Origin of the sequence: Maribacter taeanensis (genome assembly GCF_047345145.1) — a bacterium.
In the GTDB taxonomy this organism is placed as follows: Bacteria; Bacteroidota; Bacteroidia; order Flavobacteriales; family Flavobacteriaceae; genus Maribacter_C.
Window position 1 is genome coordinate 156,147 of sequence record NZ_JBLFER010000002.1, and the last position, 23,428, is coordinate 179,574.

General features: G+C 38.6%; 22 protein-coding genes. 6 read left to right on the top strand and 16 right to left on the bottom strand.

The features are described 5' to 3' along the window. Positions 1-2: 2 nt before the first annotated feature. Both ACKWCD_RS06530 and ACKWCD_RS06535 read right to left on the bottom strand, forming a co-directional pair. A complete protein-coding gene (locus ACKWCD_RS06530; RefSeq protein WP_413983141.1) occupies positions 3-1,658 on the bottom strand; it encodes an FAD-dependent oxidoreductase in 1,656 nt (551 codons plus the stop codon). Positions 1,659-1,661: 3 nt separating this feature from the next. Further along, positions 1,662-1,937, bottom strand: a complete 276-nt coding sequence (locus ACKWCD_RS06535; protein ID WP_413983142.1) for a UBP-type zinc finger domain-containing protein — start codon at positions 1,935-1,937, stop codon at positions 1,662-1,664. Between the two features lie 117 nt (positions 1,938-2,054). Between ACKWCD_RS06535 and ACKWCD_RS06540 the strand changes: the two genes are divergently transcribed. The 4 genes from ACKWCD_RS06540 (at position 2,055) to ACKWCD_RS06555 (ending at position 4,881) form a co-directional block, all read left to right on the top strand. Beyond that, on the top strand, positions 2,055-3,056 hold the full coding sequence (locus ACKWCD_RS06540; protein ID WP_413983143.1) for a bestrophin family protein: 1,002 nt from the start codon (positions 2,055-2,057) through the stop codon (positions 3,054-3,056). Then, positions 3,056-4,018 (top strand): YheT family hydrolase, encoded by a 963-nt coding sequence (locus ACKWCD_RS06545; RefSeq protein ID WP_413983144.1) that lies wholly within the window; start codon positions 3,056-3,058, stop codon positions 4,016-4,018. The genes ACKWCD_RS06540 and ACKWCD_RS06545 overlap by 1 nt, the downstream gene beginning before the upstream one ends. Positions 4,019-4,092: 74 nt before the next feature. Next, complete coding sequence (locus tag ACKWCD_RS06550; RefSeq protein ID WP_413983145.1) at positions 4,093-4,569, top strand: c-type cytochrome; 477 nt, start codon at positions 4,093-4,095, stop codon at positions 4,567-4,569. Positions 4,570-4,746: 177 nt separating this feature from the next. Continuing rightward, a complete protein-coding gene (locus ACKWCD_RS06555) occupies positions 4,747-4,881 on the top strand; it encodes a hypothetical protein (RefSeq protein WP_413983146.1) in 135 nt (44 codons plus the stop codon). A gap of 9 nt (positions 4,882-4,890) precedes the next feature. On the opposite strand, the gene ACKWCD_RS06560 is transcribed toward ACKWCD_RS06555, so the two are convergent. The 10 genes from ACKWCD_RS06560 to ACKWCD_RS06605 form a co-directional block, all read right to left on the bottom strand. Next, complete coding sequence (locus ACKWCD_RS06560) at positions 4,891-6,519, bottom strand: SulP family inorganic anion transporter (RefSeq protein ID WP_413983147.1); 1,629 nt, start codon at positions 6,517-6,519, stop codon at positions 4,891-4,893. A 118-nt stretch (positions 6,520-6,637) separates the two neighbouring features. Then, the gene (locus ACKWCD_RS06565; protein ID WP_413983148.1) at positions 6,638-7,549 is read right to left on the bottom strand and encodes a PLP-dependent cysteine synthase family protein; all 912 of its coding nucleotides are present in this window, start codon (positions 7,547-7,549) and stop codon (positions 6,638-6,640) included. Further along, on the bottom strand, positions 7,549-8,154 hold the full coding sequence (locus ACKWCD_RS06570; protein WP_413983149.1) for an alpha-ketoglutarate-dependent dioxygenase AlkB family protein: 606 nt from the start codon (positions 8,152-8,154) through the stop codon (positions 7,549-7,551). The genes ACKWCD_RS06565 and ACKWCD_RS06570 overlap by 1 nt, the downstream gene beginning before the upstream one ends. Further along, a complete protein-coding gene (locus tag ACKWCD_RS06575; RefSeq protein WP_413983150.1) occupies positions 8,141-8,386 on the bottom strand; it encodes an Ada metal-binding domain-containing protein in 246 nt (81 codons plus the stop codon). The genes ACKWCD_RS06570 and ACKWCD_RS06575 overlap by 14 nt, the downstream gene beginning before the upstream one ends. A 3-nt stretch (positions 8,387-8,389) precedes the next feature. After that, positions 8,390-9,103: a 2OG-Fe(II) oxygenase gene (locus tag ACKWCD_RS06580; protein WP_413983151.1), complete on the bottom strand. Its 714-nt coding sequence runs from the start codon at positions 9,101-9,103 to the stop codon at positions 8,390-8,392. Positions 9,104-9,107: 4 nt separating this feature from the next. After that, positions 9,108-9,950: a methylated-DNA--[protein]-cysteine S-methyltransferase gene (locus ACKWCD_RS06585; protein ID WP_413983152.1), complete on the bottom strand. Its 843-nt coding sequence runs from the start codon at positions 9,948-9,950 to the stop codon at positions 9,108-9,110. An 83-nt stretch (positions 9,951-10,033) separates the two neighbouring features. Beyond that, positions 10,034-10,471 carry a Dabb family protein gene (locus ACKWCD_RS06590; RefSeq protein ID WP_413983153.1) on the bottom strand — a complete coding sequence of 146 codons (438 nt, stop codon included), beginning with the start codon at positions 10,469-10,471 and terminating at the stop codon, positions 10,034-10,036. Positions 10,472-10,503: 32 nt separating this feature from the next. Continuing rightward, the gene (locus tag ACKWCD_RS06595; RefSeq protein ID WP_413983154.1) at positions 10,504-11,298 is read right to left on the bottom strand and encodes an SDR family NAD(P)-dependent oxidoreductase; all 795 of its coding nucleotides are present in this window, start codon (positions 11,296-11,298) and stop codon (positions 10,504-10,506) included. A 129-nt stretch (positions 11,299-11,427) separates the two neighbouring features. After that, positions 11,428-13,107 carry a sodium:solute symporter gene (locus ACKWCD_RS06600; protein ID WP_413983155.1) on the bottom strand — a complete coding sequence of 560 codons (1,680 nt, stop codon included), beginning with the start codon at positions 13,105-13,107 and terminating at the stop codon, positions 11,428-11,430. 30 nt (positions 13,108-13,137) lie between these two features. Next, positions 13,138-14,109, bottom strand: a complete 972-nt coding sequence (locus ACKWCD_RS06605) for a phytanoyl-CoA dioxygenase family protein (RefSeq protein ID WP_413983156.1) — start codon at positions 14,107-14,109, stop codon at positions 13,138-13,140. Between the two features lie 154 nt (positions 14,110-14,263). Here ACKWCD_RS06605 and ACKWCD_RS06610 point away from each other — a divergent pair, with 154 nt between their 5' ends. Continuing rightward, the gene (locus ACKWCD_RS06610) at positions 14,264-15,115 is read left to right on the top strand and encodes an AraC family transcriptional regulator (protein ID WP_413983157.1); all 852 of its coding nucleotides are present in this window, start codon (positions 14,264-14,266) and stop codon (positions 15,113-15,115) included. Between the two features lie 148 nt (positions 15,116-15,263). Here the strand turns inward: ACKWCD_RS06610 and ACKWCD_RS06615 are convergent, their stop codons facing one another. Next, complete coding sequence (locus ACKWCD_RS06615) at positions 15,264-16,175, bottom strand: nicotinic acid mononucleotide adenyltransferase (protein WP_413983158.1); 912 nt, start codon at positions 16,173-16,175, stop codon at positions 15,264-15,266. A gap of 124 nt (positions 16,176-16,299) precedes the next feature. Between ACKWCD_RS06615 and ACKWCD_RS06620 the strand changes: the two genes are divergently transcribed. Continuing rightward, on the top strand, positions 16,300-17,301 hold the full coding sequence (locus ACKWCD_RS06620) for an NAD(P)H-dependent glycerol-3-phosphate dehydrogenase (RefSeq protein ID WP_413983159.1): 1,002 nt from the start codon (positions 16,300-16,302) through the stop codon (positions 17,299-17,301). 352 nt (positions 17,302-17,653) lie between these two features. Here the strand turns inward: ACKWCD_RS06620 and ACKWCD_RS06625 are convergent, their stop codons facing one another. From ACKWCD_RS06625 to pbpC, 3 genes are all read right to left on the bottom strand, one after another. Continuing rightward, positions 17,654-19,321, bottom strand: a complete 1,668-nt coding sequence (locus tag ACKWCD_RS06625; protein ID WP_413983160.1) for a glycerol-3-phosphate dehydrogenase/oxidase — start codon at positions 19,319-19,321, stop codon at positions 17,654-17,656. Positions 19,322-19,469: 148 nt separating this feature from the next. Beyond that, positions 19,470-20,951 carry a glycerol kinase GlpK gene (glpK, locus tag ACKWCD_RS06630; protein ID WP_413983161.1) on the bottom strand — a complete coding sequence of 494 codons (1,482 nt, stop codon included), beginning with the start codon at positions 20,949-20,951 and terminating at the stop codon, positions 19,470-19,472. Positions 20,952-21,056: 105 nt separating this feature from the next. After that, complete coding sequence (gene pbpC / locus ACKWCD_RS06635; protein WP_413984111.1) at positions 21,057-23,354, bottom strand: penicillin-binding protein 1C; 2,298 nt, start codon at positions 23,352-23,354, stop codon at positions 21,057-21,059. Positions 23,355-23,428 lie beyond the last annotated feature (74 nt).

A 23,428-nucleotide genomic window follows, 5' to 3' on the forward strand; every position in this document is an offset into this window, starting at 1 on the left:
TTCTAAACCTCCTCGGTTTGAAGTGCGTTCAATTCCCCTAAAAACTGATGGACCTGGCTTATGGCCATAGAGCCTTCCCCGACGGCTGATGCAACTCGTTTTACGGAGCCCTTTCGAACATCCCCTACAGCGAAAAATCCCGGGATACTTGTCTCTAAGGACTGAGGTTTTCGATGACTAAAAATAGCACAGGTGGAAAGTTCTTCGTCTTTAATTCTTGGTCCAGTGCAAATGAATCCTTTTTCATCGGTTACCACCAAACCTTTCAACCAATCAGTTCCTGGTTTGGCACCTATAAACGTGAATAAATTCGTAATTGATTTTTCGACCTTCTCGCCGTCTTTAGTTTCCAAGAGGACTGATTCAAGATGATGCTTCCCAAGAAGTTCGACAACCTGTGTGAATAGGTGAACAAAAATATTCGGGGCTGCCTCTATACGTTGTACGAGGTAGTCACTCATTTTCGCTCCTAAATCACCTCCGCGAAGAATCACATGAACCTCTTTCGCATGGTCTGCGAGAAATAAGGCTGCTTGACCAGCAGAATTACCTCCACCAACGACGCCTACTATTTCATCTTTGCAAGAAGAAGCATTCATTCCGGTAGCGGAATAGTAAACACCACTGCCTTCGTACTTCTCAATATTCTTTAAAGGCAAGTGACTGTAACTTGCACCCGTCGCCGCCATCAAAGCTTTCGATTTAATTTCTTTACCGTTTGTTGCTTGCAACACAAAGTGTTTTCCCGTATGTTCAATACTTTTTGCTCTATGGGGAATGGAGATATTACACCCAAATTTTTGAGCTTGTACATAGGCCTTATTGGCCAAATCAGTCCCTGAAATTCCTGTCGGAAAACCAAGATAGTTTTCAATTTTCGAACTCTTACCTGCTTGTCCACCAGGTGCGTTACTATCAATGGTCACCACTTCCAAACCTTCAGAAGCAGCATAAACGCTTGCCGCTAAGCCTGCCGGACCCGCTCCAATGACGAGCAAATCAAAGACCTTATCTTCAAAATCCATTAAAACACCTGAATTTCTTGCTACAGAATCCAAAGTAGGGTTAGTACAAACTTTAGAATCACTGGTAATCAAAATAGGTAAATTAGATTCCGTAAGGTTAAAATTCAAAAGCAGTTCTTTAGCCTCCTCCGATTTATCAACATCCAAAAAATTATACCAAATATGATTCTTTTCCATAAAATCGCGAATCGAATAGGTCTCTTTAGAATTTCCAGAACCCAATAATTTGATTCCACCTGTAAATTCATTCAATATTGTTTGTTGACGTAATAGAAAGGCATTCAAAAGTAGGTCGCTGATATCACTATGCTGAGTAATGGCTCTTCGCAGCTGAAGTGGAGTTAACCTTAAAAGTGTTGTTCCGGCTTTTGCAATAGCATGAAACTGTGAACTTCGATTTGAAAGCATTCCGCTATCACCTGAGAACTCATTCTTTTGATGGACGACAATCACATTGTTATTATCGGCAGGGTCTTCGATAGATATCTCCCCTTCCAACACTACGAAAAAGTCATACTGTAAATCTCCTAAGGCAAATACACGTATATTTTTATCAAATGATTCAATTACACCGCTCTCTTTTAAGACACTAATTTGTCGTTGTGTTAATTCTGGAAATCTTGGATCAGTCATTTTCTAATATCTAGCAATTAATTTATGTTCATAGCACCATAGCCATTTCTCACCAGGTTCGGCAGAATTGATAACAGCATGGCTTTTTGCAACTGCATGTTTACTGGCATGCTTGTTAGGTGAACTATCGCAGCAAAGGGTTATACCACATTCTTGACAGGTACGAAGGTGTACCCAAGTGCTTCCGCTTTTCACACATTCCTCACATTCATACGCCCGCGGTTTTTTGATTTCCGTAATTGCCTCGATATGCCCGCATTTCTTTATTCTTAAAGCCATCTTTAAATTTACAACAAAGTTGGTATTCGTGTTTTAATTGGGGTTTAATTATGAAACTTTTAAGTATTTTTAGACTTCAGATAATCCTAATTATCAAACCTTCGAATTAACGAGCCTATGTATGTAAAAAGAAATATTAGTTGGGGTATTATCATCCGATATGCATGGAAAAATTTACTTTTTTTCACCATTTATGGGTCTGCCATTTTTTGTGCCTATTATTTTCTAGGGTGGACTCATATCAGTATTCCTTTTCAACCCTTGAGCGTAATCGGTATCGCGGTGGCTTTTTACATTGGTTTTAAAAATAGCCAGAGTTACGACCGATTTTGGGAGGGGCGTAAAATTTGGGGTGGTATCGTAAACTACTCCAGAACATGGGCGAATAACGTTTTGAGCTTTGTTGACGACACCCCAGAAACCAAGAGAATTTTGATTTATCGGCACATCGCCTGGATTAATGCCCTAAGAATTCAACTTCGTCAACCTTCAAGTTTTTCCATAAAAGAAAATAGATCCGTTGAGAAGCTATTTGACCGTCATGGAGAACGAAATCCCGTTTGTGCGGGATTGGATTCATTTCTAAGCCCTGAAGAAGATGAGGATTTAGAAAACCGAAAAAATATAGCCACGCATTTGATTAAAAATCAAGGGCAGCACCTAAAGCAGCTTTTGAAGGATGGCAAAATAACAGAGTTTGACAAACAGGTGTTCCATAGTAACTTGGAAGAAATGTATAATTTACAAGGAAAGTGCGAACGCATTAAAAACACACCTTTCCCGAGACAATATGCATACTTCAGTACGCTTTTCACATGGATTTTTGTACTCCTTCTTCCCTTTGGTTTACTAAGTGTTTTTAAAACTCAGCTATCAGAAATCATCGAAACAACCCAATGGTGGTTGCTACCACTTATGATTTTCTTTTCGGTTTTAATATCATGGATTTTTACTACTATGGAAAAAGTGGGAAGCAATAGTGAAGATCCCTTCGAGGGTCGAATAAATGATGTGCCAATGACAGCGCTTTGCAAAACGATAGAAATCGATTTGCGAGACATGTTAGACGAAGATAACCTTCCTGAAAAAGTTAAAGCACAGGATAATATTCTTTACTAATGCCCATTGTTTCTTCTTCCTACAATCCGCCATTTTTGTTCAAAAACGGACATTTTTCAACGATTTATGCCGGAATTTGGCGAAAAATCGCTGATTTCGAGCAAAAACGTGAAAGAATCGATTTGCCAGATGGGGACTTTTTAGACCTTGATTGGAGCTTTTCAAATTCACCTTATCGCAAAGTTGCCATTCTAATCCATGGACTTGAAGGCAACGCTCAGCGTGCCTATATAGCCGGAAGCGCCAAGCAACTCAATCAAAATAGATTTGATGTTTGTGCCATCAATCTTCGCACTTGCAGTGGTGAACAAAATCGATTATTTCGTTCCTATCATTCCGGTGCAACAGAAGATTTGGATGCCGTCATTCAACATATTTTAAGCAGTAAGAATTACAGTGAAATTTTTCTCAAGGGATTCAGTCTTGGTGGAAATCTGACATTGAAATATTTGGGCGAAGACAGAATTATTCCGAAAGAAATCAAAGCTGCAATGGCAGTTTCGGTTCCTTGTAGTTTATATAGCTCATGCCAGGAGTTGTTAAAGTCAAAAAATACTCCTTATGCGATCAGATTCAAAAAGAATTTAGTGGGTAAGCTGAAAGAGAAACAAAAATTCTTTCCGGAAAAAATTACCGACACTGATATCAAAAACGTGATTACCTTAAAGGATTTTGATGATGTCTATACCAGTAGGGCGCACGGTTTCAAAGATGCTTTGGATTACTATGAAAAGTGCAGTTGCCTTCAATTTCTACCAAACATTAAGACGCCTGCCCTTATTTTAAATGCTGCAAATGATTCTTTTTTAGGTCCTGAATGTTTTCCCCATGAAGAAGCAAAAACCAACTCTCAACTTTATTTAGAGGTATCTAAATATGGTGGTCATGTGGGCTACTATGGGTCAAAGAATATCACGTACAATGAAAAAAGAGTGATAAAGTTCTTTAACGAGGTCCAATAATTTTAGCTATTCCTTATCTTAGTCGGGAAAACAATCAGATGCTGAAACAAGTTCAGCATGAAAATTCAGCATACATGAAAAAAATATTGAGCGTATTAGCGATTGGTGCATTAATTGCCAGTTGTGGTGAAAAAAAGGAAGAAAAAAAAGACGGGTTTGAAATGAACCGTACCAAAAAAGAAGTAAAAGCAGAAGCTGCCGAAGGAGTTCCTGTTGATATGGATAATGATGGTGTCGGACCTTTTAAAGATATTACCTTTTCAGATGATATTGACGCGGAATTAGCTGCAGCTGGTGAGGCGAAATACAGTGCAATTTGCACCGCTTGTCATATGGCAGAGCAGCGTATGATTGGCCCTGCACTTAAAGGTGTTTATGAAAAAAGAAGTCCGGCTTGGGTAATGAACATGATTAAAAATCCTGACGGAATGTTAAAAGAAGATCCTATTGCAAAAGCCTTGTTGAAAGAGTATAATAATGCTATTATGTTGAATCAGAATTTGACTGATGATGAGACTAGAGCAGTAGCCGAGTATTTGAGAACCCTTTAGAGCTTAAAACTTTTATAAAAATGCCATTTCCTGCCCATTAGGAAGTGGCATTTTCATTTCAACAGATTGTGGTTGTCGTTGCAATTAACATTACCATCTGTATTTTTAACAAAATTTTATCCTCCTTTTTCTTTTTGCATCGTCTTTCTAATAAACAGACCTTAAAATCAATCTATTATGAAAGATGTGCAGATTATGATAAAAGATGAGAGTCTAACCGAGAAAAAAAACAAACGATTTCAAAAACGAATTTCGTTACGATATTGGATGGGATGGGGAGGTGGTTATAGTTCTTCCAAAAAGAAACCGTAGACACTTCTACTATAATTCCCAAATATTAAAAGGACGTGTGATTTCCGAATCTCCATCCTTTTTTATTTTATCTACAACCACTTTGTAAGTTGGATCTTCCAACACATTAACATCTATAATTTCATCCGCATTTTCAAGAAGACGAATGCAATCTTTACTTAAATGTTTTAAATGAATTTTCTTCTTAGCTTTTGCATAACGTTCCGTCAATTTATTTAAAGCTTCAATACCTGACATATCAGCTACACGACTTTCCTGAAAATCGATAATCACCTCTTCAGGGTCGTTTTGAATATCAAACTTTTCAGCAAAAGCTGTCGTTGAACCAAAGAATAGTGGGCCGAATATTTCGTAGTGCTTTATTCCGTCATCATCAATATACTTTCTTGCACGAATACGTTTTGCATTTTCCCAAGAATACGCCAATGCAGAAATAATAACTCCCAATAAAACAGCAATCGCAAGATTATGTGTAATTGCAGTAATCAAGGTAACCAACACCATTACTATAACATCTGAATTTGGCATTTTTCGAAAGGTTTTAAAACTTGCCCATTCAAAAGTTCCTATGGCAACCATAAACATCAAACCTACCAAAGCAGCCATTGGTAATCGCTCGATTAGGCTTGAACCGAACATGATAAAAACGAGTAGCATTACTGCAGCCGTGATTCCTGATAAACGGGCGCGCGCTCCAGAAGAGGTATTAATTAAACTTTGTCCAATCATTGCACAACCACCCATACCTGATAAAAACCCTGAAAGGATATTTGCTGTCCCTTGAGCGACACATTCTTTATTTCCGCTGCCTCTCGTTTCAGTGATTTCATCAATTATGTTCAAAGTCAATAGACTTTCGATTAATCCTACTCCGGCAACGATTCCTGCATAGGGAAGAATTATCCAAAGTGATTCTAATGTATATGGAATCTGCGGAATGGATATTGGCGGAAATCCACCTTTAATGGTCTCTCCTGCACCCATAGTATCTGCCACGGTCAAGGTATCAACTCCAAAACCGATAACAATCGCTGAAACTACTACAATAGCTACTAAAGAGGAAGGGACAGCTTTTGTCAATTTCGGAAGTCCCCAAATAATAAGCATTGTTAATAAGGTTAGTCCGAGCATGATGGCAAACGGAGTAGTTTCCAATAGTGATTCTGTTCCTTTTTGATAGAAATTCGGAAACTGCGCCATGAAAATGATAATCGCAAGTCCGTTTACAAACCCAAACATCACGGGATGCGGCACCAAGCGAATAAACTTGCCTAAGCGCAAAAGTCCGGCCCCTATCTGTAATAGTCCAGCAATAATAACTGTTGCAAAAACATAATTCAAAATTGTTTCTGGTTCTATTCCGGGAAAGTTTCGTTTTAATTCTAAAATCAATCCAACGAAAATAACCGCTACTGCTCCTGTTGCTCCTGAAATCATTCCAGGGCGACCGCCAAGTATTGAAGTTACTAAGGCCAAAATAAATGCAGCGTATAATCCCGTTAAAGGAGAAAAACCGGGAATCAAAGCAAAAGCGATGGCTTCTGGCACCAAGGCCAAAGCCACGGTCAAACCAGAAAGAATTTCTGTTTTGTAGTCTACTTTCTGTTTGAAATCGAAAAGATTCAAATACTTTTTCATGGTCTCCGAAATTAAGCTTGCAAAAATAGGGCTTATTGCATTCTTAAAGAGCCTATTACAGGTAAAATTCGATTGAATATGCAGTAGTTATTTTAAGACATAATGTTCTTCAGAACATTTATCTGTACAAATCTCCTTGTAAATATTTCATACCCGAATCACAAACGACGGTTACAATCTTTTTCCCTTTTCCTAATATTTTTGCTCTTTGGATGGCGACCCATACATTGGCGCCTGAGGAAATTCCTCCAAATATTCCTTCTATCCGCGCCAATTTTCTCGCGGTCTCATATGCATCTTCATCTTTTACCGCTATTATTTGGTCCGCTAAATCTAATCTACATATTTCAGGTATAAAACCTGCTCCCATGCCTTCCAGTCTGTGAGTTCCCGAAGTACCTCCTCCAGACAATGCTCGTACATTAAAGGGTTCTATTGGAATACATCTAATCTGAGGGATTTTGTTTTTGAAAATTTCGGAGTTGCCTGAAAAACATCCTCCAGTTCCTACTCCTGCTAGAAATTCATCTATTTCGCATCCCAATTCATCCATTATCTCTTCCGCCATTTTGTGATAGGCATTTCGATTATCTATATTTTTAAATTGGTTTGTATAAAATGTATTCGGTTGTTTGGCAATTTCTCGCACCCTTTCAAGGGCTGTATCAATAACATTCGCCGTGATTTTTCCGTTTGCGCTCGGAACTAATTCCAATGTCGCCCCGAATGCCCTCATAGTTTGTAATTTTTCTTCAGCAAACGCATCTGATGAAACAAAATGAGCTTTATATCCTTTTGCTGAACATATCATTGCCAAGGAGCTTCCGGTGCTTCCTCCTGTATAATCGACAACAGTACCTCCTTTTTGTAGTTCACCTCTTCTTTCAGCCCCTTCTATCATGGAAAGAGCCATTCTGTCTTTCATGCTTCCGGTAGGGTTTGATCCTTCAAACTTTACATAGATTTCAGCGCTTTCCGAATCTACAAGTTTTTCAATCTTGATTAGTGGTGTATTTCCTATCCCCTTCATTATCTTTTCTCAATTGTTCTAAAAGTCAAATTCACCCTTGGTTTTGTAACCAATTTAGTTGGTGGAAGTCGATGTAACCAATTACTCTGAGTGGTGCCTTTCATGACCAATAAACTTCCATGCTTTAGAACCAAATCTATTTTTTCCTTGGTTTCTTTATTTTTGAAGGAGAATTTTCTTTCGGCTCCAAAACTCAATGAGGCTATCGCACCATGCTTCTTTAAGTCCTTCTCTCCATCACTGTGCCATGCCATGCCTTCACTTCCGTCATGGTAGAGATTTAAAAGGCAAGAATTAAATGCATCTCCTGTTTTTTGTTCAATCCTAGTTTTTAATTCCAGTAATTCTTGTGTCCAGTGTAATGCTCGTTTCGTAGTTTTTGAATAGGTATATTCAAAAGGTTCTTCAGCATACCAAGCCACTTTTCGTTTAGTTGTTATTTTTTTACCAAAAATGATTGCCTCGTCATTTCGCCATTCAATGGTCTTCAGCAATATTTCTAGATAGTGCTTCGCTTCCGTTTGATTGAATATTTCTCCATAATAGTTGACTGTTCCATCCTTAGGAAGGAGGTTAATCGTTGCATCAATATCAAATAACTCCATCTTTCCATTTTTTATAATCCGTCTTCATACAATGTCCGCAAGGTCTAAAGTTATTTTGAAGAGCTTCCTTTTCGGAAATAAAGAAAACTCTATTCTCTCTCTTCATTCTTCGACCCGACTTACAATCAAGTTTACCATAAATTTTCAGATTTTTATTGCCTCCGAACACTATTACTTCTGCTTTTAATTTTGTTCTTAGTTTGGTATCTGATATGTCTTTATGCTGAATCATAGCTTAACTAAGTGCATCGTGAAAAATAACGCCCATAGTATGCCTTTCCCCATGATGCAACTCACTAACCCCGTGCTTCATATTTACTCTGTAATATCCTCTTTTCCCCTTTACAGGTCTAAAATTAGTGGTAAAAATGAGCATATCACCTTTTTTAGGCCTTAAAACAATGGCTTTTGATTGTGCCCTAGGCGTCTGTTGGGTCATAACAAATTCACCACCTGCAAAATCGACATCAGGTTCATTTAAGAAAAATACGGTTTGAAGCGGGAAAAACACATCTCCGTATAAATCTTGGTGCAATGTGTTGAATCCGCCTTTGCCATATTTTAAAATTAGTGGTGTGGGTTTTAATTGATTGTTATCATGACACTGCCCTTGCAATTCATTATATGATTTAGGGAATTGTTTATCAATTTTTAAAACCTTCATCCATAGATTAGCAATTGGGGCTAATTTTGGATATACTTCTTCCCGTATGGTCTGAATTATTTTGGGCAAAGGATAGTCAAAATATTTGTACTCTCCCAAGCCAAAACGGTAGCGTTCCATGACTACTGTTTTTCGATATCTATCTGGATTCTCGTACAAGTCAATAAGTTCTTGACATTGTTTTTCAGAAAGGACATTGGGAACAATCGCATATCCCTTTTCATGCATTTCTGATGTGACTTTCTGCCAATCTATTGCTGCTATTTTTGAACTTAAACTTTCCATAAGGCTATCCGTTGATTTTTGCGGCTTCCCAACCGATGATAGCTGATTTTCGGGTGTTGCCCCACATATATCCACCTGAATTCCCCGATGATTGTATTACTCTATGGCAGGGAATTAAAAATGCAACGGGATTACTTCCAATAGCTGTTCCAATCGCTCTTGAAGCTTTGGGCTTATCAATTTTTTTAGCAATAGTACCATAAGTGGATAACTCGCCCATGGGTATTTTTAGTAGGGTTTCCCAAACTTTAAGTTGAAACGGAGTACCCGATAAATGCAATTTTATCTGGTCGAGTTTGCTCCAATCATGTCGAAAAATAAATAGTGCATTCTGCTGCGCTTTATCAACAACTTGATTATAAATGGCATTTGGAAATCGTTTTTGCAATGTGGTAAATGCATCATTTTTGTCATCGAAGAAAGCTATATGGCAAATTCCTTTTGATGTAGATGCTACAATGATATTCCCAAAAGGACTTTCTGCAAAACTGTAGCTTATCGATAGATTCTCTCCGCCGTTTTTATATTCTCCCGGGGTCATTCCTTCTATACTAATAAATAAATCATGTAAGCGACTCGTACCAGAAAGGCCTGTTTGATGGGCAGTTTCAAACAATGTGGCTTGTTTATCTTTCAATACTTGTTTCGCATACTCGATGCTAATGTACTGCATAAACTTTTTCGGACTTACGCCCGCCCAGTCGGTAAATAAGCGTTGGAAATGAAAAGGGCTTAAATGCACACTTTCCGCAATGTCGTTTAAAGAGGGTTGCTCCTTAAAATTTGTCCTGATATAATCTATCGCTTCGGCAATGCGATTATAATTAATTTGTTCTTGCTCAGTCATTTTCTTTGAATTTTATGATACAAACTTATGTTGCTTTTGAAGGTCATAAAACCCGATTCTTGCTGAACTTTTTCTACAACTGACTATTTTACCCAATAATCAACAACAAATACTTTTTCTACAAAAGGCTGTAAACTTGCCACAAATTCTTGGTGTTTTGGATGAGGAGTATACACACTATCGCGATCTTTTGCTGAATGAAAAGTAAGCATATAACAATGGGTAAAGCCCTGATGGAAATTTTCAGGACTATCATTTAATCCCCATTCAAAATCTTTTATGACAGAAATATGATCTGGTAAGGCGTTAAAACTATCGTTTAACTTTTCGACATCAGCTTCACTTGCGTCATCATTAAATTTAAAAATTACCACATGTCTCAATAAATCTTCATTCTGTTTTTCCATTTTTTTAGATTCTACTATTTCTGGTTCCGCTTTTTTACTCTTATCATCTTGACAGGATATCTGTAAGAAAGCCCCAATTAAAATAATTGTGAATACTCTTTTTGCTTGTTCCATAGATTTTGTAAATGTTTTATATATTGATATTATTATAAAATTCCTCCTGTACTACCACCCTCAACTTTTATAGCAGAACCATTTGTAGCCGCCGAAAGTGGACTGCACAAATAGGTAATTGTATTGGCAACTTCTTCCACTTTTGCAAAGCGTTGTAGGAGTGAAGATGTACGAACTTCAGTGAAGAATGCTTCCTCAACTTCAGCTTTTGTCTTGCCTTCTTTTTCAGCTGCGTTTTCTAAAAATCGTTCTGCTCCTTCAGATAAAGTAGAACCTGGAACAATCGTATTTACAGTTACCCCAGAGCTTTTAGTCAGTTGCGCCAATCCTCTAGAAACCGCATGCAATGCAGCCTTGGTCATGCTATACGGAATCATATCAACAGGCACCAAAGTCGCACATTCGCTCGAAACAAATAGTATTCGTCCCCAATCTTTTGAAAGCATTTTAGGAAGTATCCTTTTGGATAATCGAACCCCGCTCATTACATTGATCTCGAATTGACAATACCAATCTTCATCAGCAGTTTTGAAGAAAGACCCAGAAGAATAAATGCCCACATTATTGATAAGGATATCTATTTCGGGGAGTTTGCTCAATAACTCTTCTACTTCATTCGATTTGCTAAAGTCAGTTGCAAAGCCTGAAACTGTTGAATTTGGAAATTCTTCTTGGAATTTTTGAACAGCTTTTGCTACACTTTCTGCTGTTCTTCCATTCAAAATAATGGAAGCCCCTTCATTAGCCAAAGTTCGAGCTGTTGCGTAACCAATACCCGCTGTAGAGCCTGTTATAAATGCTGTTTTGTTTTTAAGTTGTAAATCCATTCTATTTCGCTATAATGTCTTCTCGAGCGCAGTCGAGAGGTTTTTAATCACCCGTGTATAAAGTAGGTCTCGCATCTCGACTGCGCTCGATGTGACAGCTCGATCAGGCTACTTTTTTATAATTAATAGCTATCCTGCAATACCCCATTTACTGAAAAGCAACCATAAAAGTAGTACCAATCCGATGAGAATAATAGTAAGGGTAGCGTCTGAAGACCATTTGAATTTGGGTCGTTCAGAACCTCTTTGAAAAGTAACTAGTTCTAATACTTCGGCTGGTTGCGGTTGTCCCATCTTGCTGACCACCATTAATATAACTGCGCAGAATAGGAATAAAAATAATGCGAAGTGCAAGAAATTAATCCCTAGAAACATTCCCAATAACGAATCATTGACAACACTAATGGTTCCTTCATTGGCTAAAAATTCAGCTACTAATCGAAATACTCCGATAACAAAACCTACCCATAAAGAAACGATGGCGCCTTTGGCATTTATCCATTTATAAAATAATCCGAAAAGGAAAACCGCCGCGATTGGAGGCGAAATATAAGCTTGAACACTTTGCAGGTAATGAAAAATCCCACCTCCCATTAGGGCTTTCATAAAGGGAATCCATCCTAGACTAACCACGACCAAAACAATGGTTGCCAATCGTCCAAAACGGACTAAATCTTTCTGAGTGGCATCGGGTTTATATTTTTGGTAGAAGTCGATTGTCAAGAGTGTAGAACTCGAATTAAAAGCGGAGGAGAGTGAACTCATTAGGGCAGCCAATAAACCTGCAATTGCTAAGCCTTTTAATCCTGTTGGGAGGAATCCGTTTATCATGGCTGGTAATGCTTGGTCTGCATTTTCCATAGAAAACTCAATGGCTCCTTCTTGCAATAATGCATAGGCGATTACCCCTGGGATAAAAAAGATAAAAACGGGAAGTAGTTTTAAATACCCCGCAAACAAAGCTCCTTTTCGCGCATTATTTACATCTTTGGCGGAAAGCGTTCGCTGCACAATGTATTGGTCGGTGCACCAGTACCAAACTCCCAATATCGGCGCTCCGAAAAGCATGCCCGTCCAAGGGTATTCGGTATCGGCCATAGGGCGCCAAAGGTTAAAAAATTGTTCTGTTGGTGGATTCCCTTCTTGTGTAGAGGCAGTTGTAATGACATCTATCATATGGTCCCATCCGCCTAAAGCATATAATCCAAAAACGGTTACGGCAATTGTACCCAAGAGTAAAATAAAAGCTTGTACCATATCAGTATAAATTACCGCTTTGAGTCCACCTAAAACCGTATAAAACCCTGTTGCTACAACTGTTATTATGGCGCCTGTCCAAAAAGGAATTCCAATAGTTTCAAAAACCAAAGCCCCTGCAAAAATGATAAGGGAAATTTTGGTGATTACATAGGCCAAAATAGAGATTACAGAAAGGTAACTTCTGCATGCTTTGGAGTAGCGTTTTTCTAAAAATTCTGGCATGGTATAAACTCCAGAACGCAGATAAAAAGGCACAAATACCCAGCCTAGAAGTATTAAAACTAGGGAAGCGATAATTTCAAAATTCGCCATAGGCATATTACCACGTGCTCCTGCCCCGGAAACACCTAGTATGATTTCTGAACCGATATTAGAAGCAAATAGTGATGCTCCGATAACAAGCCAGCCAGAGTTTTTACCTGCTAAAAAATAATCAATCGCGCTGCCAGAATCTGATTTACTTTTTGATGCCCATTGAGCTATCCATAATATAATTCCGAAATAAATTAGGATAATGGCAATATCCCAATAGCTAAGGCTTGAAAGCATAGGTTGGTGATTTTTAAAGTATTCGATTAATTACCAGTTGTTCAAACCTAGGAGTTTTTTTCCTAAATCAGATAATTCGGCTGTATCGTATTTGGTTTGCTCCCATTTTCTTGGATCTCCAGGAAAAGCGTAGCCTTCAGGAGCAATTCGATTTTTCCATGAATTGATACGCCAGTTTCTTAGTTCTTCGTTGTCTTCTTCCGCCGGCATCATGGAGATATATTGTGCAATTCGTACTTTATTTGCAGATTTGTTCGGGCGAATTCCGTGGGGTTCTGTGCTATTGAAAATGAGCAAATCACCAGCCTCCATCTTCACTTTTACAATCTTATCTTCCATATCTGAAATATCTGGTTGAAAATGGTCTCTATCTTCAGGCTGCGTTAATTTCCAAGTATCATAATTTCGATATAACCAGGGAATACATTGAAAGCCGCCCATATTTTCGTCGATCTGGTCAGCCAAGGCCAATACACCTTGAACGTTTTGTGGTTTGGTTTCTGGGTCATAATCCCAGTGAATAAAACCTTTTTTGTCTACTCCTGGTTTCAAAGGAAAATTCAAATTCGCTCTGTCTATAGTTACCCACAACTTTTCAGTTCCCCAAACATCAGCAAATGCATCATATACTCTTGGCATTTGACGATTATTCCATAAATGTTGATGATTGTAGACCTCAACCATTCCGGTACCTTCTAGTTCTTTCATTTGCATTTCTGCACGTGGAGGTGCGTACCAGGTTTCAGAATCGTTTGGGTCTTTTTCGTCAAATTCCCATATAAAATCAGCCGTAGCTTTTGCCTGTTCTATAGGGATAGCATTCTTGATGACAATGTATCCGTTGTGCATCCAGAATTTCCAATCTTCTTCGCTTAATACTCGCAACGGCTTCCCATTTGAACGGTCGTTTAATCTTTGTTTACTGCTCGTCGCCGTAGATGGATTTCCCGGGATTTCCTCATGCGCCTTGTTGGCCATTTCTACTTTATATTTTGAATCCATAGTGAAATATTTTAAAAATTACTTTCAAATTGATACTGTAAAACTAGAAATGAAAACAACCGCACTCCACCTCGATATTGATTAAAATTTGAACTATATTGATATATATAATATAAAATGTATTAAAAAAAGACAATTTAGGTACATTTGAATAATGAAAATCCAACTTGAAACGATTAATCCGGCATCTAAAAGTCCCTTTCGGCTTTTGCACGACCCTAAACTAAATCATCTCTTCTATTGGCATTTTCATCCAGAATTTGAATTGGTATATATTGAGGGTGCCAATGCTACTCGTCATGTCGGCAATCATATTTCGCAGTTTACCAGTAGCGACCTTGTTTTGATTGGTTCAAACATTCCACACTTAAATTTTGACCATGGAGTGACTACCAGCTATCGCAAAGAAGTATTACATATAAAACCTTTCTTCAAGGACAACTTCATTGCGCAAATGCCAGAACTACAGTCTTTAGAACGCTTACTGGAATTATCTAAATACGGACTGGCATTCTCGGGGTCTACAAAAAAAGAGGTTGGTGAATTGCTGAAGGAATTGCATCTGCTTCCTCCATTTGAGTTCTTCATGCAATCCATCACGATTTTAAAGAAACTGGCGCAAAGCAAGGAGTTTGAACTGTTGCATACTAAACCCTATAAAAATAGATATAGCAAAAAAGAGCAGGAGCGTATTCGTCAGATTTATGCGCTAATTGATGAACGCTACCAAAACAAAATCACAGTCGATGAAGTAGCAGAACTATGCAACTTAACAAAGCCCGCCTTTTGCCGATATTTCAAAAAAGCAACGGGAAATACTTTCGTCAGCTTTCTAAATCAATACCGTATTAGTCAGGCCAAGCGTCTTTTATTAATGGGAAAGAATATTAGTGAAACTTGCTATGAATGCGGATTTGAAAGTCTTTCTTATTTTAACCGGACCTTTAAAAAAGTAACTGAAGAAAATCCCTCGGAATTTAAAAAGAGACATACTAGTTTTGAATGAAAATCTTAGTCCGTAATAAATAGACCCTTCGGCTATACTCAGGATTGGTTGGATTACCCTAATTGAAGATTAGCTATCTCACTAAGAAAAAACCCCTCGACATTTCTGTTCGAGGGGTTTTCTAACTAAATAACCAACCAAAAGTCATCTATCTCTTTCTACTTCGTTTTACCTTCATTGTCGGATTCGAAGTTTTTGTTCTTTTCTTAACAACCGAGCTTTTACCCGATTTCAAGTACTGCTGATAACCTTTTCCTCTAAACTCATATACCGTTTCACTAGAAGGATGATACAGCTCTATAGTACTATCATTAATAACGTAAAGTTCGAAATAATCATTGCCCATAAAATCGTAAGCAAGTGTTAAAGTTTTGAGCGTTTCATCGTTTTCTACGTCATATATCTGATAATCTCCCACGAAATCCCACTGTAGATTTGAAATGGAAGTCCCTACCCCATCAATTGATGAACGAAACGTTTCCGTGTTAAATTGCAAGAAATTCTCATCATCAAAATCATTTATAGCGCCTTCTTCACTTGTAAATGTTTTCTCCCAGGCATCATACTCTTGTAAAAAGAAGTTGATGTTGTCATAGAAAACTGTATCGTAATCAAAATTATTGATTTGATATCCATTCAGAAAATAAGAAGTTCCAGAACGCGGGTCTCTGACTTCTATGGTATTCCCGTTTACTGCAAAGATATCCAGTAACCATAGTCCGTCAACGTCGTGATTGATTTCCACAGTTCCTCTTAATGTTCCATAACTGCCGACATCGATTCCAAAACCATTCCCGGTTTTTCCGATGCCTACAATATTGTTATTGGCGTACACAGTTCCATTATCGAATGAGATCGTAAAGGCTCTTTGTAAGAAAGGCACTTCGCCATTTCCTGTTGTAGCATTAATATCTACATACCATAAATCATAAGATTGTAAAACTTGATCTGTATTGAAAGCTGATTCTTCAATAAAGTCATCTTGAATGATTGTCTCGGTATAACACGAAGTCATCAAGGTTCCGATAAGGATAAGTCCGATAAGTAGTTTTGCTTTCATAATACTGGTATTTAAATTCAATTTCTATAAAACAAATGCTATGCCAATATTTTTAACTATTTGATTATCAGAATTTAAGGTTTCGGTTTTATTAATGATTAGCTTTGTAGTCTAATTGTATTTAATGTCAAAGAAAATGAGATTTGGAGTTTTAGGTGGTGGTAGTTGGGCCACAGCTATCGTGAAAATGCTCACGGAGAATCAAGAAAAGGTAGGTTGGTATATGCGGAATTCTGATGCCGTAGACTATATTAAAAAGGAAAAGCACAATCCTAATTACCTCACCGCTGTAGAATTTCATACCGAACAATTAAATTTAACGGATGATATCAATGAAATCATAAGTTCTTCGGATGTGCTCATTTTTGCCATCCCTTCAGCTTTTTTGGAAAGTGAACTTCAAAAATTAACGATGTCCATAAAAGATAAAATCATCTTTTCTGCTATAAAAGGAATCGTACCCGAAACGGGATTAATAGTCGGCGAACATTTTCATGACGAATACAAAATTCCTTTTGAAAATATTGGCGTGATTACTGGCCCATGCCATGCGGAAGAAGTTGCCCTTGAACGACTTTCTTATTTAACTATAGCTTCTGCAGACGAAGAAAAAGCAAAACTAGTAGCAGATAACTTAAGCAGTCATTACATCAAAACGAAAATCTCAGACGATATCATAGGCACTGAATATGCCGCAATGCTTAAGAATATTTATGCCCTAGCCGCCGGTATCTATCACGGATTAGGCTACGGCGATAATTTTCAAAGTGTTTTAATGAGTAATGCTATTCGCGAAATGAAACGCTATATCAAACGCGTTCATAAAATGAAGCGTAACATCAATAATTCTGCTTATTTAGGGGATTTGTTAGTAACTGGATATTCTACTTTTAGTCGTAATCGTATGTTCGGAAACATGATTGGCAAGGGCTACACCGTAAAAAGTGCCCAAATGGAAATGAAGATGGTAGCCGAAGGATATTATGCCGCCAAAACCGCTTTTGAACAAAAATCAAAGTTTAGCAAGAAAGTTGAAACTCCGATTATTGATGCGGTTTATAAGGTTCTTTATGAGCGGGGGAATGCGAAGCGGGTTTTTAAGGGGTTGACGGATAAGTTGGATTAATACGTCTTTGATAGAAGCGTGTTGCCAAGTTTAAACATAAGGTTAAAGTGAAAGCGACGAAGCAATCTGTTGATTTGATATTCCAAACTTATAGATGTGCTTCGACAAGCTCAGCATGACATCGTTGTTCCTATTTGGCTTTTCAAACAAATCAAAGCTAAGTTGTCAGTCCGAGCTTGTCGAGGACCTTGTTACAAAATTTAAAATCAGCTAATGTAAAAAGGAGGGGAGAAAGCGGTCTTCACGGATAAGACTTATATTAACTTTAAGAAGTCGGTCACGATAAGACCCCTTCCAAGCCTTGCCTTCGGCTGGCCCATCTTCCCCTTGCAGGGGAAGGAACACACGTATTTTAAACCCTGTCCATTGAAAAATCAGAATGCTCTTTCAACTCTCTATTTAATTCTTCTTTCCAAGCCAATAACTGAGTATCATCAACCTTGTAAATCGTTTTAAATTCCTGCAAAACAGGCTCCATCAGTGAGCGCACACTATCAATATCAAAATACAAGCGCCCTGTTCTTCGGATAAAGAAATCCATGGGGTTTTGTACCATTTCGTAGTCGATTCCGAAACGCAATTCTGCCTTTGCCAAGCGGACATAAAAGTCTTCATCTTTTAGTGAAGCATAGTTCTCTAAAATGATTTCGGTCTGTTTACCGTAATTGGTGACCAAAAACCAAGCATCGTGTTCTGTGAACCCATCGGACTTGATACGATTGTAAACCTCAGCTATGTATTTCGTAACGTGTTTGAACTTCTTAAAGTCTACGTTTCCTGCCAACGGAATTTCATCGGTATAACAGTCTTTCAATTTTGTACCATCTTCTTCTAACTTTTTGGCTATTCGGTCAACAACACGTTCTGCCATTTTGCGATAGCCAGTTAGCTTTCCCCCAGCAATACTAATCAAACCGGTCTCCGAAGTGAAAATTTCGTCTTTTCGAGATAGTTCTGAAGCTGATTTCCCTTCTTCATGAATCAAAGGACGTAATCCCGCCCAAGAAGAAACGATATCTTCCATCTCCAAATTAATCTTTGGAAACATATTATTCACAGCGGATAAAATATAAACCGCATCGGTCAAATCAGTCCGCACATCATCTTTATCATTATTATAATTCGTATCTGAAGTTCCCACATAAGTAGTTTTTCCACGTGGAATTGCAAACATCATCCTGCCATCAGGAACATCAAAATATGTAGAGTGTTTTAGTGGAAGTTTTTCATATGGAAATACCAAATGAACTCCCTTCGTCAAATGCAAACGTTTTCCTTTTTTGGAGTTGTTCACACTTCTAAGTTCGTCGACCCATGGCCCAGCTGCGCTGATGACGTATTTGGTTTTGATAACAAAGTCTTCACCAGAAATTTCATCCATAACACTTACTCCCGAAATCTTTTCGTCGGTATATTCGAAGTCTTCCACCGAAGCATAATTCAAAGCTGTAGCTCCAAATTGCAAACTGGTTTTTATATTCTCAATAGTCAGTCGAGCATCGTCAGTTCTATATTCTGCATAGTATCCAGCCCCTTTTAATATTTTCTTTGGAAGTAAAGGTTCAAGTTTTAATGCTTCTTTTTTCTCCAACATTTTACGTTTATCATCGCCAGTAACTTGGGCAAGAATATCATATACTTTCAGTCCGATTGAAGTCAGCCATTTACCATAGGAACCATTCTCAATTAAGGGAAGTAACATCTTTTCAGGAAGTACCAAATGCGGCGCTAGTTTATGTACAATGGCCCGCTCAGAACCTACTTCTTTTACCAACCAAAAATCAAATTGTTTGAGATAACGAAGTCCGCCATGGATTAGCTTGGTGGATTTACTACTTGTTCCTGAAGCGAAGTCGTTCTTTTCAACTAGAGCCACTTTCAATCCACGAGAAGCAGCGTCTAATGCGATTCCTCCTCCTGTAATTCCTCCTCCAATAACGACTAGGTCGAATTCCTCCGAAGAAAGTTTATCTACTGTTTTTGCTCTGTCTAGATTTGAGAATTTTATGTTTTTTGACATTTTAAATTAATCGTCATTGCGAGGAGCTTTTCGCGATGTGGCAACCTTTCTCCTCATAGTTCATACTTTCATTAGTGTTTCTAACAAACGGATTGCTTCGTTGTCGCCTTCCGACTGCGCTCAAGATGACAACTCGCAAAGACGTTTTCTACTGCTCTTCCCAACCTTTAGTTCTCTCAACCGCTTGCTGCCACTTTCCGTACAAACGTTTTCTTTTTACTCTGTCGAAAGTGGGTTTGAAAATTCGGTTCATTGGGCGGTTTTGGTCTACATCTTCCTGTTTCCAAAGTCCGACTTGAATGCCGGCTAAAAAGGCTGCGCCCATCGCAGTTGATTCAATAACTTCTGGACGATGGACTTCAGTATCTAATATATCCGCTTGAAATTGCATTAAGTGATTATTTGCACAGGCCCCGCCATCAACGCGCAGGTTTTCCAATTGAATTCCTGAATCATCCTCCATGGCTTTTAGAATATCTTTTGTTTGATAGGCTAAAGATTCTAAAGTTGCTTTTGCCAAATGTGCTTTTCCGGTGTCACGAGTTAATCCGAAGACAGCGCCACGTGCATACATATCCCAATACGGTGCTCCCAAACCTGCGAAGGCTGGAACTACATATACTGGATTCTCACCTTCCACTGAATCCGCTAGCGCTTCCGTTTCTTTAGCGTCTTTTATTAATTCTAGTCCGTCACGTAACCATTGTACTGCTGCACCGGCTATGAAAATACTTCCTTCAAGGGCGTAGGTTACTTTTCCATCGAGACCATATCCGATGGTCGTTAACAATCCGTTTTTTGAGAACATTGGTTTTTCACCGGTATTCATTAACATAAAACAACCGGTTCCGTAGGTGTTTTTAGCTGTTCCTTCTTTAAAACATGCTTGACCGAATAGGGCAGCTTGTTGGTCACCAGCAATCCCAGCAATGGGAATTTTAACTCCATCCAATTCATAATCTCCAAAATGATGAGCGGATGGTTTTACGTCAGGCAACATACTATATGGAATGCCTAAAGCTTTGGTCAATTTATCATCCCACTTCAGATTTACGATATCATAAATCAAGGTTCGAGAGGCATTTGTATAATCGGTGACATGACTTGCGCCATTAGTCATATTCCAGACCAACCAAGTATCAACGGTGCCCATCAACAAATCTCCAGCCTCAGCTTGTTCTTTTGCTCCTCCAACGTTATCTAAAATCCATTTCACTTTAGTTCCAGAAAAATACGAGTCGATTACCAGTCCAGTGGTTTGTCGCACATGCTCGGTAAGTCCGTTATTCTTCATGTTCTCGCAGATATCCGCCGTACGTTTATCTTGCCAAACAATAGCATTATAAACAGGTTCTCCCGTGTTTTTATCCCAAACAATGGTCGTTTCTCGCTGATTGGTGATTCCGATAGCTTTGATATCCGAAGCACTTACGTTTTGCTCCTGTATCAATTGTTTCAAAACGCTCATTTGCGATTCTAAAATCTCTTTGGGATCATGTTCAACCCATCCCGATTTCGGAAAAATCTGTTTGAATTCTTTTTGAACCATACCTTGAATGGCTCCTTCTTGGTCAACCAATAATGCTCTTGAACTTGTAGTACCCTGGTCTAAAGAAATGATATACGACATATGTACAATTTTTAGAATGCTAATATATACATAAAGTAGCATATAGTAGCATAGATATTGATACTAAATATAAGGGATTCTAAATGAGCAACAAAGTAGTTTTCATTACTCTATCGTTATCGTAACAGAAACTTCATTTCCGAGGGCATCTACAACGGTAATTTTGTGTCTTCCCAAGTCGGGAATCAAGCCAATTTCATGGAAATCTTTTGTTTGCGAGATGAATCGCTCATCCAAATACCAATACACTTCTGTTTCAGGTTTTGCATGCGCCAATTTCAAAACAACTTCATTTTTCTTTCCCTCAAAATTCTTGGTTAAAGAAATGCGACTGCCATTTTTCGGATAAATGAATTCCATCGGAGGGGCATTTGTGCTTTTGCAATCATTTCGAAAAGGAGGTAAAGGTTTATATAAAGGATGTGTTCTTTTGTAATAGAACTCTATCAACGGAGGAAGCGAAAACCAAGATTCGGATACCGCAGTCGATAGGTCAAAGCAAGATGAATTCACTCTAAACTGCTTTTGATTATTTAAATGAACCATCTGATGGTAATCACATGATTTTACATAGTTCTCTTTGTTCGGAATTGAGATTATTTTCTTCGGACAAATGTCGGTTGCCAAATATCCGCTCTCCGCACATACATCAATGTCGACAAACTCATCAAAGGGTTTTTGAAACCAATCGCTGGTCGGAAGCACATCAAAAACATCAAATAAAATGGGTGCCGCAGCGGTCACTCCAGTCACGTTTGGCCGTCCTTCTCCGTCTGCATTGCCAACCCAAATACCGACCACATAGTCGGTTGTAATTCCGATGGCCCAAGCATCTTTATTTCCAAAACTTGTTCCCGTTTTCCAAGCGATTTCTTTACTACTATCATAGAATTCCCATGATTCATTGCCCTCAGGGCGGTTTACTTCTTTCATTGCCTCAAAAGTGAGATAAATACTAGCCGCATCGAAGACCGTTTTTTGAGTAGATTTTTCGCCGAAACTGACCGATTGGTCTGTTCTATAAGTAGGTTCTGCAAATTCTGAGCTAAAATATTCACTAGAAGTGGCATTGAAATGGTTGAGCGTGGACGCTAAATTAGCATAGGTCTTACAAAGGTCCCAAAGGTTACTTTCTGCTCCACCGAGAATTAAAGTTAGTCCGTAATGGTCTGCAGATTTGTTTAATCCTGAGAGTTGAAAAACATCTAATTGGTCCCGGAATTTTGCCAATCCGTAAGATTGTAAAAGCCGCACTGCGGGAATATTAAGTGACCTTGCCAAAGCACTTTTAGCCTGAACAGCACCACTGTAATCCTCATTAAAATTTTCTGGAGTATAGCCAGCAATTTGAGTAGGCACATCAGCCACCAACATCTCAGGAAGCAATTCGCCGGCATCTAACATAGCGGCATAGAGTAAGGGTTTTATAGTGCTACCGGTGCTTCGGTTTGCCTGAACCATGTCTACATCTTTCTGATTCTCTTTGGTGGTTTTTGTATTTCCAACATAGCTCAACACTTCTCTGGTTTTTACATCCAGAACCAAAACCGCTGCATTGTGCACTTGATTTTGCTGCAGGCTTTTATGGTATTTATAGACAATGGGATTTACATTCAGTTGTAGATTTTCATCCAAAGAACTTTTAACCCGTTGCCCTTTTGCATTTTTGGCAATTTGCTCAACTAGATGAGGGGCAATTTTGGGAAGTGGATAAGGTTTTTGTGGTAGTTCCTCTAACAATGCCAATTCAAAAGTAGTACTGTCAATGAAACTTTCGGTCAGTAGTTTTTTGAGCAGGCGATTTCTTTTATCCAGCAATCTTTGTTGATTCTTTCCGGGATAAATCAAACTTGGGGCATTTGGTAAAACTGCCAGTGTCGCAGATTCCGCCCAAGATAATTGGTGAGGTTGTAAGCCGAAATAGCGCCATGAAGCAACATCGAGTCCGACCACATTTCCACCATACGGGGCATGACTGGTATAGAGCTTTAATATGTCTTCTTTGGAATGCCTGAATTCTAATCGTGTAGCCAGAATCAATTCAATAAACTTCTCGAAATATGAGCGCTTTTTGTTTCTTGATAATCGAATGACTTGTTGGGTCAATGTGCTACCACCTCTTACAGTTTTTCCCGCAGATATATTTGAGCCGATTGCCTTGGCAATCGAAGCGGGATTGAATCCAAAGTGCTTATAGAAATACGCATCTTCAAATTGGAGCAAACAGGTTTCAAACTTCTTGGGCACACTATCAATTACAGGAAAACGCCATTGCCCGTCATCAGCAATTTTGGCCCCTAACAAAGTTCCTTGCCGACTTTCAACAACGGTTGCCGTTGGTGTTTTGAATAATTCATTGGGGAGACAGAAATAGTAGGCGATGAGAAGAATGCCAAAAAGGATTAGCTTTTTTGGGTGTTTTTGAAAAAGTCCTCCCCTAGCCCCTCGGGAGGAGGGGGATGATTTTTGTTTTGAGA